Consider the following 14307-nt stretch of genomic DNA (forward strand, 5'->3'; position numbering starts at 1 on the left):
CTATACGGTTCAGCGCTTGACCGGCGTACGCATGGTCACAAACTCTTCGGCGGCCGTCGGGTGTACCCCGATGGTTTCGTCGAAGTGCTGCTTGGTCGCCCCCGCCTTCAAGGCAATCGCCAGGCCCTGCACGATCTCCCCCGCCTCCGGGCCGACCATATGGCAACCCAGCACCTTGTCGGTGTCGGCGTCGACCACCAGTTTCATCAGCGTACGTTCCTGGCACTCGGTCAGTGTCAGTTTCATCGGCCGGAAGCTGCTCTCGAAAATCTGCACCTTGTGCCCGGCTTCAATGGCCTGCTCTTCGCTCAGGCCCACTGTGCCGATGTTGGGCAGGCTGAACACTGCTGTCGGGATCATTTGGTAATCGACCGGGCGATATTGCTCAGGCTTGAACAGGCGGCGTGCTACGGCCATGCCTTCAGCCAGCGCCACCGGAGTCAACTGCACGCGACCGATTACATCGCCGATGGCCAGAATCGACGGCTCGGCACTTTGGTACAGATCGTCCACTTCCACAAAGCCGCGCTCGTCGAGTTTGACCCCGGTGTGCTCCAGGCCCAGGTTATCGAGCATCGGGCGTCGACCCGTGGCATAGAACACGCAATCGGCAATCAGCTCACGACCGTCTTTAAGCGTGGCTTTCAGGCTGCCGTCAGGCTGTTTGTCGATGCGCTCGATATCGGCGTTGAACTGAACATCCATGCCGCGCTTGGTCAGCTCTTCGTGCAAATGCTTACGCACCGCACCGTCAAAACCGCGCAGGAACATTTCACCGCGGTACAGCAAGGAGGTTTGTGCACCAAGGCCATGGAAAATCCCGGCAAACTCAACGGCGATGTAACCACCGCCCACCACCAGTACACGCTTGGGCAAAGTGTTGAGGAAGAACGCTTCGTTGGAGCTGATCGCGTGCTCATGGCCCGGGATCTCGGGGATCTGTGGCCAGCCACCGGTGGCGATCAGAATGTGCTTGGCGGTGTGGCGCTGACCGTTGACCTCAACTTCATGAGGCCCGGTCAGTTTGGCGTGACCTTCCATTAAGGTAACGCCGCTGTTCACCAGCAGATTGCGATAAATGCCGTTCAGGCGATGGATTTCGCGATCCTTGTTGGCGATCAGAGTCGCCCAGTCAAAGTTCGCCTCTCCAAGACTCCAGCCAAAACCTGAAGCCTGTTCAAAGTCTTCGGCGAAATGCGCGCCGTACACCAGCAGCTTTTTAGGGACACAACCCACGTTGACGCATGTCCCCCCCAAGTAGCGGCTTTCGGCTACGGCCACTTTTGCGCCGAAACCTGCAGCAAAACGGGCAGCACGCACACCGCCAGAACCCGCACCAATTACAAACAGATCAAATTCGTAGGCCATTTCTATCTCCTAGGCAGGCCATCAGCATAATCACTTCGGCGCGATTGGCCAGCGCCGCAGGTTAGCGAAGGCAAAAAAACGAAAAAGCCACCCGAGGGTGGCTTTCTTTTGAAGCTCTCTACAACTCGGCGCTATTAGTAAGCCTTGCCGGTTTTGTAGAAGTTTTCGAAGCAGAAGTTGGTTGCTTCGATGTAGCCTTCAGCGCCGCCGCAGTCAAAGCGTTGGCCTTTGAATTTGTACGCGATCACGCAACCGTTTTGTGCCTGTTTCATCAGGGCGTCGGTGATCTGGATCTCACCGCCTTTGCCAGGCTCGGTCTGTTTGATCAGATCGAAGATGTCCGGGGTCAGGATGTAGCGACCGATGATGGCCAGGTTCGACGGAGCATCTTCAGGTGCCGGTTTTTCAACCATGTTACGCACGCGGTACAGGTCATCACCGATCATTTCGCCAGCGATCACGCCGTACTTGTTGGTTTCGGCAGGATCAACTTCCTGGATCGCGATGATAGTGCAGCGGTACTGGTTGTACAGCTTGACCATCTGCGTCAGGACGCCGTCGCCATCCAGGTTGACGCACAAGTCGTCCGCCAGCACTACGGCAAAAGGTTCGTCGCCGATCAGTGGGCGGCCGGTCAGGATTGCGTGACCCAAGCCTTTCATTTCGGTTTGACGGGTGTAAGAGAACGAACATTCGCTCAGCAGGCGACGGATACCCACCAGGTACTTTTCTTTGTCAGTACCCTTGATCTGGTTTTCCAGCTCGTAGCTGATGTCAAAGTGGTCTTCCAGAGCGCGCTTGCCACGGCCCGTTACGATGGAAATTTCAGTCAAGCCAGCGTCCAGTGCTTCTTCAACCCCGTACTGGATCAGTGGCTTGTTCACCACCGGCAGCATTTCTTTAGGCATGGCCTTTGTCGCTGGCAAAAAGCGAGTGCCGTAACCGGCTGCTGGGAACAAGCATTTCTTGATCATATGAGTCCTTTAAAGGGCTGTACGTTCCAATTTTGGCGCAGTCTAATCAGGCGGCATCGACGTTACAATGCCTCTCGATAGCAAACTGATGCCAACCTAGATAAATATTTTGAGCGTTAGTTCCTTTACGATTGATTTTGATTGTTGGCCCATCGTGTTTAGCAACACCCCTGTTGCTCTTGCGCTATCATCAGGCCATTAATCCAGCCAATCAGGCAGCTCTTCGATGTCCGCAACAATCAGCGTCAACGGTTATGAAATCAAACCCAATGAAAAGGGCGAGTGGTGCGTGTTTGATGCGTCCGGTGAAAACGTTGCAGGTCCTTTCGATTCGCAACAGGTTGCCGCAGAGGTTGCCTCGGTTTTCCAGGACCAGCCTGCCCCTCCCGCTCGTCGACGCAGCAAATAAAATTAAACCTACCTACGTGATAACACTACCTCGATGAAAAACATTCTGACATTACTCGTACTGGCCACACTGGGCGGTTGTGCAACCGCGTCCAGTACCTATCTGGCCGACGGCAAGCAAGGCTTGAGCATAGACTGCTCTGGCGAAGCCATGTCGTGGGCCAAGTGCTACGAAAAAGCTGAAGCCTCCTGTGCCGGTACGGGCTACACCATCATGGGCACTGATGGCTCGCCTGCGGTCAAAGAACGCGACAAGACACTGGGCGTAGACGTAGGCAATTTCAACAGCCGAAACATCGTGGTGGCTTGCAAATAGCTTGCCCACGGGCGTCAGCGGATGCCGCTAAAGTGCAAGGCTTTAGCGGCACCCGGGCTTACTTGACGCCTTGCCCGATCAACACGCCATCAATGGTTTGACCATAAGCATTGACTCCGTCATTGGCGTGAAACTTGACCCGGGTTTTTTCCACTGATCCTTCGACCAAACGCGGGTCCTGCGGCCGTTCGTGGGTGTTTACATAGGCCGCCACGTCCCAGGCTTGCTCGTCACTCAAACTGTTGGCCTTGCCCAGGGGCATGTTGTGCTTGATGAACGAGGCAGCGGTATTGATCCGATGCATCCCGGCACCCCAGTTGTAAGAGTCCTTGCCCCATAACGGCGGCATTACGTAGTCCTCTCCAACTTTTTGCCCCTGCCCGTTGTCACCATGGCAAATGGCACACTGAGCCTGGTACACCGCTGCACCGCGCGCCAGGTTGTAACCCCCTGAGGGCTCGGGAACGTCCGGGTATCCGCGACCAGGCAACTCAACCCCCGTAGGCGCCTTGGTCGATAGCCAGTAGGCGTAGGTCGACAACGCAGTAATCTCTCGACTGTCGGCCGCAGGAGGTGTGCCGCCATTCATGCTGAATTGAAAACAACCCTGCAAGCGCTCGGCAAACGTATTGACCTTGTCGTTTTTCTTACGGTAGGCCGGGTACATGGGGTACGCGCCCCACAGAGGTGCCGAATTGGCCATCCGGCCCTGATCCAGGTGGCAATTGGTGCAGTTAAGTCCGTTACCCACAAATTTCGGAGCCTGGCGTTTGGTATCGACAAACAGGGCATAGCCGTCCAGCACCATTTTGCCGTAAGCGTTGTCCGGCAATTCGCTCTGCAGTGGCGGCTGAAAGTAAACCGTGCCGTGATCGACTGCTGCAGGTGTTTTGATCTGGGACTGATCCTCCATCGCAATGGTCGCGGCATAAGCCCCGGAGCTCAGGAGGATTGAAACTGCACAGACTGGCGTCAGCATGTTCATGGGGTGACCTCCTTGTGACCCACGTTGGCGAAATACTCGGCAACCGCCTTGATTTCATCCTCGGTCATGGCCTTGGCGATATGGCCCATCAAGTCATTGGGATCATTGTGTCGAGACCCGTCTCGCCACGCATTCAACTGCGCCGTCAGGTACATCGCAGGTTGATTGGCCAGTGGCGGAAAAGCGCTCCCCACCCCTACACCGCCGGGCCCATGACAACTGACGCACTCGGGGATCTGTCGATCCCAGGCGCCGCGCAGGGCCAGTTTTTCGCCCAGGCTTGCGGGCATGCTGCTGCGATTGATGGCAGGCACTTCAGGTGCTGGCATCGCGGCGATGGCGGTGGTGACAGCGGTTATTTCCTGGTCGGTCAGCGACTTGGCCAATGGCTGCATTACTGGACTGACCCGTTTTCCGCTTTGGAAATCGTGCAACTGCTTACTCAGGTAATCGGCAGAAATACCGGCTAATCGCGGAAAACCGGCTGGTGCCAATCCCATGCCATCTGCACCGTGGCAAGCCACACAGGCGGTAGCACCCGGCTGGGCTCCACCCTGCAGATAGAGGTTGGGGGACGGCTGGGCCTGAACGTTGGTGAAGGCGAGTAACATCACGCTGCTCAGTAGCGTTGGTTTAAGTGGAATCATGGCCACTCCATTATTGTTATATGCTTAGGCCTACAAAATATAAGCATATAGATCCTAGGAGATTTCCCAGGGGCTCACAACATTGGAGTGGGCCTGAACCAGGCCCGAGGCGAAAAAAAACCTGACACCGCGCAAGGCAGTTGTCAGGTTCGGGGGCTGCAGAGCGTTAACCGAAGCGGCAGCTCAGTCGCCAGAAATACAGTGTGTTGCGGCTTTGCGGATGTCGCCCGGACGAACCGGCACATTGGACATGCTTTCGAAGACCTTGATGCTGCTGCCACCGGAGCGTTCTTCGATATCAATCACCGCTGTAGGATTGGACGTCAACTTTTGAGGGACGATGATCCGAAATCCTTCTTTGTGCGGCTCAATCTGTGGCGCCTTGCGCGTCATGGACAGTTGCTGCACCACACACTGAGCGTAGGCATTCGGCTTCTTGCCTGAAATCACATTCATGGTGGGCAGAGTCTGCTCAATATCCGTGACGGATGCACAACCACCCAAAGCCAGCACCGCCGCTAGTACGCCCCACTTCATAAACTTTCTCCGTTAAAGACCCTACGACAGCAGAAATTCAGGATTTCTCCATGGGCATAGTGAATAAATACTCAATAGTGGCGGATTATCCACGTTTTACGTCAAACTCACCTGCATCACGGCATAATACTCGCCTTTAGCCACCTGACTGGTCTAAAGCACATGCTATCGTGCTGATTTTTAAGCAGATTCCCATTCTGGAGCGCAAATGAAATTTATTCACCAACGTGAGCACCTCAACGAGGATGACATTGTTGTCATCGAGTGCTCCCAACCTTGCAACATCCGCCTGATGAGCGATGCGCACTTTCGCAGCTTCAAAAACGGTGGGCGTCACTCCTATCACGGCGGCGCATTCAAAGATTTCCCGGCGAGAATCACCGCGCCGAGCACCGGTTTCTGGAACATCACCATTGACACCGTCACCAGCCGGGCGATCAGCGTAACCCGCAAGCCGAGCTTCCAGCCGACCATTAAAATCGTGCGCCGCTCCAGCTCTAAACTTCGCTAAACCAAGGCAGGAATTACCGTGCAAACCACCAAGTACGTCATCAAGTACAAGCTCAACGGCGAACGCCGCTTTGAGTTCGCCCAGCTTCAGACTGGCTCGCAAACGGAAGCCCGCGAAGCACTTGAGAAGATCCACAGCGATGCTGACGATGTGATCACCGATATCAAGGCAAGCAAGGCACTTTAAGCATCATGTCTCTGGACCTGTTTGCCGAGCAGGACCTGCAACAGCCCGCCCGTGTCGAGCGCATCAGCGACCAGGCGTTTGTGCTGCGCGGGTTTGCCCTGCCCCGGATCAAAGAGCTGCTGGCGGCCCTCGATACTGTTTTGCTCCAGTCTCCCTTACGACAGATGCAGACGCCTGGCGGCTTCACCATGTCCGCCCGTTTGAGCAGTTGCGGCGATTGGGGTTGGACAACTGACCTCGACGGGTATCGTTACAGCCCTGTCGACCCGTTGAACGCACGTCCCTGGCCAGCGATGCCGGATGTCTTCCTGACACTGGCCGAGGCTGCAGCCAGCGTAGCAGGGTTCGAGAATTTCGTGCCCGATGCCTGCCTTATCAACTCATATGCCCCGGGCGCCAAAATGTCGCTCCATCAGGACAAAAACGAGCGTTCATTTATTGCCCCCATCGTGTCGGTATCTTTGGGACTCCCTGCGGTTTTTCAGTTCGGTGGGTTCGAACGCAGCGATCCGAGTCAGCGTATTTCACTGTTCCATGGCGACATCGTGGTCTGGGGTGGCGTTGATCGCTTGCGGTTTCACGGCGTGATGCCCATCAAACCCGGACACCACTCACTGTTGGGCCAACAGCGGATCAATATCACCCTGCGCCAGGCCGACTGAGCTCCATTTAATACCCCGCCTCCCTCCCATTTCAGTACGGCTGTACAAAGCGCTGTATAAATTTTTATATAGCGGATATCGTTCCAGCGCCCAATACAATTTGATAACCATGGGCTGCCCTCGCCTCTCAATGGAGTTTTGCCATGAATGTTCGTGCCCGCCCCTATATCCCTGAAGCGTTAGCCGCATTGCTCGGGTGTCTTGCATTCACCTCGGCCCAGGCAGATGAGGTGCAGGTTGCAGTGGCAGCCAACTTCACGGCACCGATCCAGGCCATTGCCAGCGACTTTGAAAAAGACACCGGGCACAGGTTGAATGCAGCGTATGGCGCCACGGGACAGTTCTATACCCAGATCAAAAATGGAGCGCCATTTGAGGTGTTTCTGGCCGCCGACGACACCACGCCCCAGAAGCTGGAAAAGGAAGGCGATATCGTCCCCGGATCGCGCTTTACCTATGCGATTGGCACCCTGGCGCTGTGGTCCGCCAAAGACAGCTACATTGATGGCACTGACAAGGCGCTGATCGACAATCAGTTCAAGCACTTGTCCATCGCCAACCCAAAGGCTGCACCCTACGGGCTGGCGGCCACTCAAGTACTGGCCAAACTGGGACTGACTGACAAGGTCAAAAACAAGATCGTTGAGGGCCAGAACATCACCCAAGCCTATCAATTTGTTTCCACGGGCAATGCTGAGCTGGGCTTTGTAGCCTTGTCGCAGATCTACAAAGACGGCAAGGTCAGCAATGGCTCTGCCTGGATTGTCCCTGAGGTGATGCATGATCCGATCAGACAAGATGCTGTCATCCTCAAAAAAGGCGAGAGCAACCCTGCCGCCAAGGCGCTTGCCGACTACCTGAAAGGTCCAAAGGCCACAGCCATTATCAAATCCTATGGTTACCATCTTTAAATGCCGCTAACGAGTGCTGACTTTGCTGCGATCTGGCTGACCCTGCAACTGGCGTCATTGACCACTGTCATCTTGCTGATTGTCGGCACTCCAATCGCCCTGTGGCTGGCGCATACCCGGTCACGGTTGCGTGGCCCCATCGGGGCGATCGTGGCATTGCCTCTGGTGTTGCCGCCCACCGTCATTGGCTTTTATCTGCTGCTGGCGATGGGACCACACGGCTATGTCGGGCAGTTCACCCAGTTTCTGGGACTGGGCACCCTGACCTTCAGCTTTGCCGGGCTGGTGATCGGATCGGTGATTTACTCCATGCCTTTTGTCGTACAGCCTTTGCAGAACGCATTCACGGCCATTGGCCCCAGGCCGCTTGAAGTGGCTGCCACCCTGCGGGCAAACCGGTGGGATACCTTTTTCACCGTTATCTTGCCCCTGGCAAGGCCCGGCTTTATCACCGCCGCGATTTTGAGCTTTGCCCATACCGTCGGTGAATTTGGTGTGGTGCTGATGATTGGCGGCAACATCCCGGAAAAAACCCGGGTGGTCTCGGTGCAGATCTACGACCACGTCGAGGCACTGGAATACGCACAGGCACACTGGCTGGCAGGAGCAATGGTGGTGTTTTCCTTCCTGGTGCTACTGGCGCTGTATTCAAGCCGCAAATCTCAAACCGGCTGGAGCTGAGCATGTCCTCGATCAACCTTCGGCTGCAGCACGGCTATCCCGGCTTTGCCCTGGACCTGGACCTGCAACTGCCGGGCAAGGGTGTGACCGCGCTCTATGGTCACTCAGGTTCTGGTAAAACCACCTGCCTGCGTTGTATCGCAGGACTAGAGCGTGCCAGCAAAGCCTATGTGCAGATCAACGATGAGGTTTGGCAAGACAGCCATAACGATCTCTTTGTCCCGGTGCACAAGCGAGCGCTTGGATACATCTTTCAAGAGGCCAGCCTGTTCCCCCACCTCTCGGTGCGAGCCAACCTGGAGTTCGGATTGCGCCGGATTGCGCTCAAGGAGCGGCGGGTTGATATGGCTCACGCCACGCAGTTGCTAGGTATCAGCCACCTGCTGGAGCGCGCACCGAAAAACTTGTCGGGGGGCGAACGCCAGCGGGTGGGCATCGCCCGAGCGCTGCTGACAAGCCCAAGGCTGCTGCTGATGGACGAACCATTGGCCGCGCTGGACAGCCAGCGCAAGCGTGAAATCATGCCGTACCTGGAGCGCCTGCACGCCGAACTGGACATCCCGGTGCTGTACGTCAGTCACTCCCAGGATGAAGTTGCGCGCCTGGCCGACCATATCGTGCTGCTCAGCGAAGGCAAGGTACTTGCCAGCGGCCCCATTGGCGAAACCCTGGCCAGGCTGGACCTGCCACTGGCACGGGGTGATGACGCCGGGGTCGTGGTTGAAGGCCAGGTCACGGATTACAACCTCCACTATCAGCTACTGACTCTGCAATTGCCCGGCAGCAGCCAGCATCTGAGAGTCGCCCACGCCTCAATGGCCGTCGGCCAGACGTTACGCGTCAAGGTCCAGGCGCGGGACATCAGCCTGAGCCTCAGCCCTGGCGAGCACAGCAGCATTCTAAATAGCCTGCATGTGACGGTGGTGGGCGAGACCGCAGCCGACAACCAGGCCCATGTCCTGGTGCGTCTGGATGCCGGCGGCACCGCCTTGCTGGCGCGGATCACGCGTTATTCACGTGACCAGTTGGGGCTGTACGTCGGGCAGTCGCTCTGGGCACAGATCAAATCTGTAGCAGTATTAGCCTAGGGTCTGTTCGCGGCGGATCTTCATGAAGCTGCGAAACGTCGCAATCATCAGGCCCAACATCAGGCCCATTAACACGCCAAGCGAGACTATGAGTGCTTTTTTGGGCTTGATCGGATCAGACGGCGTCTGGGCCATGCGGTCAACGCTGACCAAACCCAGATTGCTCATGTCAGTTTGTAAATTCCCCAAACGGTAGACCTCGGCCCGTAAAGGCTCGATATCCTTGAGAAACAAGTCTTCATTTGAGCGCTTACCGAGCATCTCGACCTGGCGATTGACATCAAGCAGTTGCATATCTTTGCGGATCTGCGAAATGCGCATATCCGTAAAGTCGTCCGTTGTGCGCTTGAGCAACACTGCCCGTTCAGCCTCAAGGGCGTCGTAGCCCATAAAGTACTGCGGTATGTCTTGGGACGTGATTTCAGTGCGCACCAGCCTGGAAGAAGAACCTTGCGCCGCATCAGCCATCGCTGATGGCGTGGTCGGATGTTTAATACCCAGTGACTTGGCGATGGATATGGCTTCATTCAGCTGATTGATGCGCGCATCTCGCTCTATTTTGAGTTGCATGCGCAAGGCACTCAATTCATCCCCTAACGTTGCACGCTTCAAAATGTCTGATTCGACTAAAGCGGCAATTTTCCCTTCTTTTTCAGTACGATAGCTTGAGCGGGCAGAATTTATTTTTGTTTCCAACTCTCTAAGCCGGTTATTAATAATGACCTTCAGATCCGCACTGATTTGTTCTCGCTGGCTATTGATTGCGTATTCAACAAAACCATTGAGGATTTCAACACCATTGAGATTTTCCGGATAAGTAAGCTCCAGCTTTATAAAAGAGCTCAATGCATTGGCCTTGTTTGGGTCGGGCCGGGTCAACGTAATTGCATCACGGTTGAATGTTTCAAAACTTTGCTCAAGGGTCTTTCCCTGTTTTTCCAGCGGCTTGAACAAGTCTTGGTGAGACTTGAAATAATTCAGCCGGTTTTCATACGACTCAAGCGCCGCACCCACTTTAAGCAACGCGTCTGCAGCCGGCAGTGTGTAGACCTCAGAGCGATTCAGGGCATCAAGCTCATTGATGGCTGCGGGGCGCAATAAACTACTGGTCTGGTAGACCTCTTGCGCAAATAAAACATAGCCAAGGGCCATCACCCCGGCTATTGCTGTAGTAGCACCGATTAACTTTTTTTGCTGCCAAAAAGAATGAAGCAAGTCAAAAAAGTCTATTTCACCGTGAATCTTTTTGATGGGCTGATCCTGACGAACGTTCAAATATCTGCACCTTGTAATTGTAGCTCTGTCAAGCTGGTTGCTGGGTGCGTACCTACAACGGAATATGGCCCGTGTCTAACAGGTTATTCCAAGGAAAAAACCGCGTTCTTGTAAATGACGGTCATGGAACGATAAAAATCGCTCGCTACAAAACAATATCCGACAACTTTATTAAAGTTAAATGGATTCCTACTCATTTATCAGAGTTTGCTTACAAAAGATAAAGAAAACAGCTGCATAGACTGACGATGTCTTCGACAAATACCTATTTCACGAAGGCATACGTCCGTAGTCTGTGTAATTATTGCCGCCACGAAAAAACACGCTTACGTGTGGGGTAATAATCAGGATGGATATTTTTCAGGCAATGCGAGTGTTCGTGCGCGTCGTCGAAACGGGCAGCTTTACCGCTGCGGCGCAAGCGTTGGGATATTCCACGGCGCAAACCTCGCGCTTGCTGTCTGAGCTGGAGTCTTCACTGCAAGCCCGACTGTTGCAACGCAGCACGCGACGCCTGGCGCTGACGGAGGTCGGGGCGCGCTATCTGGAACGCTGCCGAATGATCCTGGGAGAAATCGAAGACGCCAATGCCGAGGCGGCAGGAGCGCACTTGATCCCACGCGGGCATCTAAGGGTTCAGTCCACTACCGGTTTGGGCATCCAGTTGCTGGCACCGCTGGTGGCTCGTTACACAGAGCTTTACCCGCAGGTCAACGTTGATTTGACCCTGTCTCAACGCCAACCGGACTTGCTGGAAGAAGGCCATGATGTGGTCATTACGCTATCTGCCAATCTGCCGGATTCAGAACTGATCGGCCAACCGCTGGGCAGTATCTTCAGCGTGATCAGTGCCGCGCCTTCCTACCTGAAAGGACGGGAAGTTCCGAAAAACCCGGACGATCTGCATGAACACCGCTGTCTGCACCTGGTTGACCCGCTGTTTACCGACAGCTGGACCTTTCGCGACGCTCAAGGCGAGCAAGTGATCCGCCCCGGCAACGTATTCCAGGTGAACGTGGCTGAAGCGATGGCGCAAGCAGCCGAGGCAGGCCTTGGAGTGTGCCTGCTGCCCGACTATGTGGCCGTTGGCTCTTATCAGCGTGGCTCTTTGGTACGCCTGCTGCCCCGGTATCGACTGCATGAAAAAAATATCTACGCCCTCTACCCGTCCCGGCGTTTTCTGGATGCCAAGGTCAAAACCTGGGTCGAGTTTCTCAAGCAGGAAATACCGAAAGTGCTTGAAGGGCACCAGGCCATCGTCGATGACCCGGAGCATTGGGCTTAAACAGCGTTAAGCGCTGTACGCAGCTGCTCACGCAAGCTAACGGCAGTGCGATCAAACTCCAGTGGCGTGACTGAAATCCCGCCCTGGGTGACTACCTGGGTTTCAGTGTCGACCGCTTCCGGGTGTTGATGGCGAGTGATACTGAGCCAGTAATACTTGGCCTCACGAAAATCGGTGCGCTCGATTGCCTCCACACCGTCCATGCGACCGGCGCCCTGGCGAGTGATTTGTATCGGCCCGGCTTCATCCGCCGGAACGTCCGGAAAATTGATATTCAGGCACGCCGATTGCTCCCAGCCCTTGCCCAGCAACTGACGGATCACACCGGGGGCCAGAGCGCGAGCCGTATCCCAGCGCACAAAGCTGCGACGGGTAAAGTACTGGCTCAAGGCTATGGACGGCACCCCCATCAGCAAACCGGTCATGGCAGCCCCTACGGTGCCGGAAAACAGCGTTTCAACTCCCAGGTTGGCGCCTTTGTTGATACCGGAGAGCAGCAACTGTGGTGGTTTGTCCATCAACTGCTGCAAGGCCATTGCGACACAGTCTGCAGGTGTGCCGGACACTGAAAACCGCCGTTCACCGCGCTTGGTTACGCGCAATGGGTGATGAATGCTGATAGCCGTGGAAATGCCGCTTTGGTCATGATCCGGTGCTACCACCCAGACTTCGTCCGCCAACTCGTGGGCCACTGCCTCCAGCACTGCAAGGCCCGGAGCGTCGATGCCGTCGTCGTTGGTGATCAGGATGCGTTCGAGTCGAGCGTCTGGCATGGGTAAATTCCTTTTGTGGGGTTAGTCCAGAGCAAAAGCGTTCACTCTGGACTTGCCGCATGCAGCTTAGATCCCCTGCAAGGCCAGATCCATTGCAAAGTAGGTCAAGATCATGTCGGCACCGGCGCGCTTGATCGAACCCAGGCTTTCACGCACCACACGTGCTTCGTCGATGGCACCAGCCTGGGCGCCAAACTTGATCATTGCGTACTCACCGCTGACTTGATAAGCCGCCAAAGGCAGGTGCGAGGCCTGGCGGATATCGCGAATGATGTCCAGGTAAGCACCGGCGGGCTTGACCATCAGCACGTCCGCGCCCTCTTGCTCGTCCAGCAAGGACTCACGAATGGCTTCACGACGGTTCATGGGGTTCATCTGATACGACTTGCGATCACCTTTGAGGGCGCTGCCACCGGCCTCACGGAAGGGACCGTAGAGTGCCGACGCGAATTTGGTGGAGTACGCCATGATCGAGGTGTCGATAAACCCGGCACCGTCCAGCGCACTGCGAATGGCCTGCACCTGACCGTCCATAGCGGCGGATGGCGAGATAAAGTCCGCACCTGCAGCGGCAGCCGCTACAGCCTGTTTACCAAGGTTGATCAGGGTCGCGTCATTATCGACACCATGGTCGTGCATCACGCCGCAATGCCCGTGGGAGGTGTACTCGCAGAAGCAGGTGTCGCTCATGACGACCATATCGGGGGCAGCATCCTTGCTGATGCGCACCATACGCGACACCAGCCCGTCTTCACGCATGGCATCGCTGCCGGTTGCGTCCAGATGGTGGGAAACACCGAACAGCATCACCGACTTGATACCCGCACGGGCATAACGCTCGATTTCACCGGCCAGTTTCGACTCAGGTATCCGCATCACGCCCGGCATGCTGGTGATGGGCACGAAGTCGTCGATCTCTTCTTCGACGAAAATCGGCAGCACCAGATCGTTCAGGCTGAATTCGGTTTCCTGGAACATGTCTCGAAGGGTCTGGGAGCGGCGCAGGCGGCGCGGACGTACGGCGGGGAACTGGTTAGGCATCATGGTTCCTGATGGGCAGATTCAAAAAACAGACGAGCCTGGGCTCAATGGCGCAACAAATACAGGATTGATCCCGCAATTGCAAAACATCCGCCCTACGTGCGGCCGGTTGTCGCGGGGCGTGTTTACAGGGGAACGGGGCCTAATTACCACGGTGTTTCAGGTAAACCCCATTGCCTGAATCGCGAGCAAACCCGCTCCCACAGTTCACCTGTCAGGTTGAGCATTAGTGAACAACACGGCGCTGTGGGAGCCGGGCTTGCCCGCGATGGCATAACGCCGGTTGAACATTTCGGAAAAAAGCGTAATATCGCCCCCCATGATTCTTGAACAGCTCAAAGCCCTGGGTAATGACACTCGCATGCAAATGATGGAGTGGCTCAAAGACCCGCTCAGTAATTTTCCGCCTCAGGATCACGGTGATCCTGCAATTGGCGTGTGCGTTACCCATTTGCAACACAAGGCCGGGCTGTCCCCTTCTACAGCTTCAGCACACCTGGCCATTTTGCAACGCGCCGGTTTTGTCCTGACCACACGCATCGGTAAGTGGACCTACTATCGGCGCAATGAACAGGCGATCGATGACTTTGCAGCTAGGCTAAAAATCGAGTTGTAATTTTTACCCTTACATTTCGTTATTTCGCGCAATGTAAAAACAT

18 protein-coding genes are annotated in these 14307 nt (G+C 55.6%); 10 read left to right on the top strand and 8 right to left on the bottom strand.

The window, feature by feature from the left end; genetic code table 11:
• Positions 1-9: 9 nt before the first annotated feature.
• Entirely contained in the window at positions 10-1368 is a 1359-nt protein-coding gene (gorA, locus tag RGV06_RS02215) for a glutathione-disulfide reductase (RefSeq protein WP_019822760.1), read from the bottom strand.
• A 134-nt stretch (positions 1369-1502) separates the two neighbouring features.
• Complete coding sequence (gene galU / locus RGV06_RS02220) at positions 1503-2342, bottom strand: UTP--glucose-1-phosphate uridylyltransferase GalU (RefSeq protein WP_019822762.1); 840 nt, start codon at positions 2340-2342, stop codon at positions 1503-1505.
• Positions 2343-2568: 226 nt separating this feature from the next.
• Here galU and RGV06_RS02225 point away from each other — a divergent pair, with 226 nt between their 5' ends.
• Positions 2569-2751 (top strand): hypothetical protein, encoded by a 183-nt coding sequence (locus tag RGV06_RS02225; protein WP_019822764.1) that lies wholly within the window; start codon positions 2569-2571, stop codon positions 2749-2751.
• 33 nt (positions 2752-2784) lie between these two features.
• Positions 2785-3066 carry a hypothetical protein gene (locus tag RGV06_RS02230; protein WP_019822766.1) on the top strand — a complete coding sequence of 94 codons (282 nt, stop codon included), beginning with the start codon at positions 2785-2787 and terminating at the stop codon, positions 3064-3066.
• A gap of 58 nt (positions 3067-3124) precedes the next feature.
• Here the strand turns inward: RGV06_RS02230 and RGV06_RS02235 are convergent, their stop codons facing one another.
• The 3 genes from RGV06_RS02235 to RGV06_RS02245 all read right to left on the bottom strand — a co-directional run bounded on the left by RGV06_RS02235 (position 3125) and on the right by RGV06_RS02245 (position 5235).
• Positions 3125-4051, bottom strand: coding sequence for a c-type cytochrome (locus tag RGV06_RS02235; protein ID WP_019822768.1), 927 nt, complete (start codon positions 4049-4051; stop codon positions 3125-3127).
• Positions 4048-4698 (bottom strand): c-type cytochrome, encoded by a 651-nt coding sequence (locus RGV06_RS02240; RefSeq protein WP_019822769.1) that lies wholly within the window; start codon positions 4696-4698, stop codon positions 4048-4050. The genes RGV06_RS02235 and RGV06_RS02240 overlap by 4 nt, the downstream gene beginning before the upstream one ends.
• Positions 4699-4881: 183 nt before the next feature.
• Positions 4882-5235 carry a hypothetical protein gene (locus RGV06_RS02245; RefSeq protein WP_322149237.1) on the bottom strand — a complete coding sequence of 118 codons (354 nt, stop codon included), beginning with the start codon at positions 5233-5235 and terminating at the stop codon, positions 4882-4884.
• Positions 5236-5443: 208 nt separating this feature from the next.
• On the opposite strand from RGV06_RS02245, the gene RGV06_RS02250 reads away from it, so the two are divergent.
• From RGV06_RS02250 to modC, 6 genes are all read left to right on the top strand, one after another.
• Positions 5444-5746 carry a DUF1883 domain-containing protein gene (locus RGV06_RS02250; RefSeq protein WP_003445729.1) on the top strand — a complete coding sequence of 101 codons (303 nt, stop codon included), beginning with the start codon at positions 5444-5446 and terminating at the stop codon, positions 5744-5746.
• A gap of 18 nt (positions 5747-5764) precedes the next feature.
• Complete coding sequence (locus tag RGV06_RS02255; protein ID WP_019822775.1) at positions 5765-5932, top strand: hypothetical protein; 168 nt, start codon at positions 5765-5767, stop codon at positions 5930-5932.
• Between the two features lie 5 nt (positions 5933-5937).
• Positions 5938-6594: a DNA oxidative demethylase AlkB gene (alkB, locus tag RGV06_RS02260; protein WP_322149240.1), complete on the top strand. Its 657-nt coding sequence runs from the start codon at positions 5938-5940 to the stop codon at positions 6592-6594.
• 143 nt (positions 6595-6737) lie between these two features.
• Positions 6738-7505: a molybdate ABC transporter substrate-binding protein gene (gene modA / locus RGV06_RS02265; RefSeq protein WP_322149241.1), complete on the top strand. Its 768-nt coding sequence runs from the start codon at positions 6738-6740 to the stop codon at positions 7503-7505.
• Entirely contained in the window at positions 7506-8186 is a 681-nt protein-coding gene (gene modB, locus RGV06_RS02270; protein WP_322149242.1) for a molybdate ABC transporter permease subunit, read from the top strand. It abuts the gene before it with no gap.
• A 2-nt stretch (positions 8187-8188) separates the two neighbouring features.
• On the top strand, positions 8189-9274 hold the full coding sequence (modC, locus tag RGV06_RS02275) for a molybdenum ABC transporter ATP-binding protein (protein WP_019822783.1): 1086 nt from the start codon (positions 8189-8191) through the stop codon (positions 9272-9274).
• On the opposite strand, the gene RGV06_RS02280 is transcribed toward modC, so the two are convergent.
• Positions 9266-10549 (bottom strand): Wzz/FepE/Etk N-terminal domain-containing protein, encoded by a 1284-nt coding sequence (locus RGV06_RS02280; RefSeq protein ID WP_322149244.1) that lies wholly within the window; start codon positions 10547-10549, stop codon positions 9266-9268. The two genes, modC and RGV06_RS02280, sit on opposite strands and share 9 nt — an antisense overlap.
• Positions 10550-10898: 349 nt before the next feature.
• On the opposite strand from RGV06_RS02280, the gene RGV06_RS02285 reads away from it, so the two are divergent.
• Entirely contained in the window at positions 10899-11834 is a 936-nt protein-coding gene (locus RGV06_RS02285) for a LysR family transcriptional regulator (RefSeq protein ID WP_019822785.1), read from the top strand.
• Here the strand turns inward: RGV06_RS02285 and surE are convergent.
• Both surE and hemB read right to left on the bottom strand, forming a co-directional pair.
• Complete coding sequence (surE, locus tag RGV06_RS02290; RefSeq protein WP_019822787.1) at positions 11831-12607, bottom strand: 5'/3'-nucleotidase SurE; 777 nt, start codon at positions 12605-12607, stop codon at positions 11831-11833. The genes RGV06_RS02285 and surE overlap by 4 nt on opposite strands.
• Positions 12608-12673: 66 nt before the next feature.
• A complete protein-coding gene (gene hemB / locus RGV06_RS02295; RefSeq protein ID WP_019822789.1) occupies positions 12674-13648 on the bottom strand; it encodes a porphobilinogen synthase in 975 nt (324 codons plus the stop codon).
• A 319-nt stretch (positions 13649-13967) separates the two neighbouring features.
• Here hemB and RGV06_RS02300 point away from each other — a divergent pair, with 319 nt between their 5' ends.
• Positions 13968-14264, top strand: coding sequence for an ArsR/SmtB family transcription factor (locus tag RGV06_RS02300; protein ID WP_019822791.1), 297 nt, complete (start codon positions 13968-13970; stop codon positions 14262-14264).
• The last annotated feature ends 43 nt before the right edge of the window (positions 14265-14307 follow it).

This window comes from Pseudomonas sp. CCI3.1 (genome assembly GCF_034313985.1).
Classification (GTDB): domain Bacteria; phylum Pseudomonadota; class Gammaproteobacteria; order Pseudomonadales; family Pseudomonadaceae; genus Aquipseudomonas; species Aquipseudomonas psychrophila.

Coding starts and splice junctions, on each gene's coding strand:
- modA (WP_322149241.1), top strand. CDS start 6,738: ATGAATGTTCGTGCCCGCCCCTATATCCCTGAAGCGTTAGCCGCATTG.
- RGV06_RS02240 (WP_019822769.1), bottom strand. CDS start 4,698: ATGATTCCACTTAAACCAACGCTACTGAGCAGCGTGATGTTACTCGCC.
- RGV06_RS02235 (WP_019822768.1), bottom strand. CDS start 4,051: ATGAACATGCTGACGCCAGTCTGTGCAGTTTCAATCCTCCTGAGCTCC.
- RGV06_RS02285 (WP_019822785.1), top strand. CDS start 10,899: ATGGATATTTTTCAGGCAATGCGAGTGTTCGTGCGCGTCGTCGAAACG.
- modC (WP_019822783.1), top strand. CDS start 8,189: ATGTCCTCGATCAACCTTCGGCTGCAGCACGGCTATCCCGGCTTTGCC.
- RGV06_RS02245 (WP_322149237.1), bottom strand. CDS start 5,235: ATGAAGTGGGGCGTACTAGCGGCGGTGCTGGCTTTGGGTGGTTGTGCA.
- alkB (WP_322149240.1), top strand. CDS start 5,938: ATGTCTCTGGACCTGTTTGCCGAGCAGGACCTGCAACAGCCCGCCCGT.
- modB (WP_322149242.1), top strand. CDS start 7,506: ATGCCGCTAACGAGTGCTGACTTTGCTGCGATCTGGCTGACCCTGCAA.
- hemB (WP_019822789.1), bottom strand. CDS start 13,648: ATGCCTAACCAGTTCCCCGCCGTACGTCCGCGCCGCCTGCGCCGCTCC.
- gorA (WP_019822760.1), bottom strand. CDS start 1,368: ATGGCCTACGAATTTGATCTGTTTGTAATTGGTGCGGGTTCTGGCGGT.
- RGV06_RS02300 (WP_019822791.1), top strand. CDS start 13,968: ATGATTCTTGAACAGCTCAAAGCCCTGGGTAATGACACTCGCATGCAA.
- surE (WP_019822787.1), bottom strand. CDS start 12,607: ATGCCAGACGCTCGACTCGAACGCATCCTGATCACCAACGACGACGGC.
- galU (WP_019822762.1), bottom strand. CDS start 2,342: ATGATCAAGAAATGCTTGTTCCCAGCAGCCGGTTACGGCACTCGCTTT.
- RGV06_RS02230 (WP_019822766.1), top strand. CDS start 2,785: ATGAAAAACATTCTGACATTACTCGTACTGGCCACACTGGGCGGTTGT.
- RGV06_RS02250 (WP_003445729.1), top strand. CDS start 5,444: ATGAAATTTATTCACCAACGTGAGCACCTCAACGAGGATGACATTGTT.
- RGV06_RS02225 (WP_019822764.1), top strand. CDS start 2,569: ATGTCCGCAACAATCAGCGTCAACGGTTATGAAATCAAACCCAATGAA.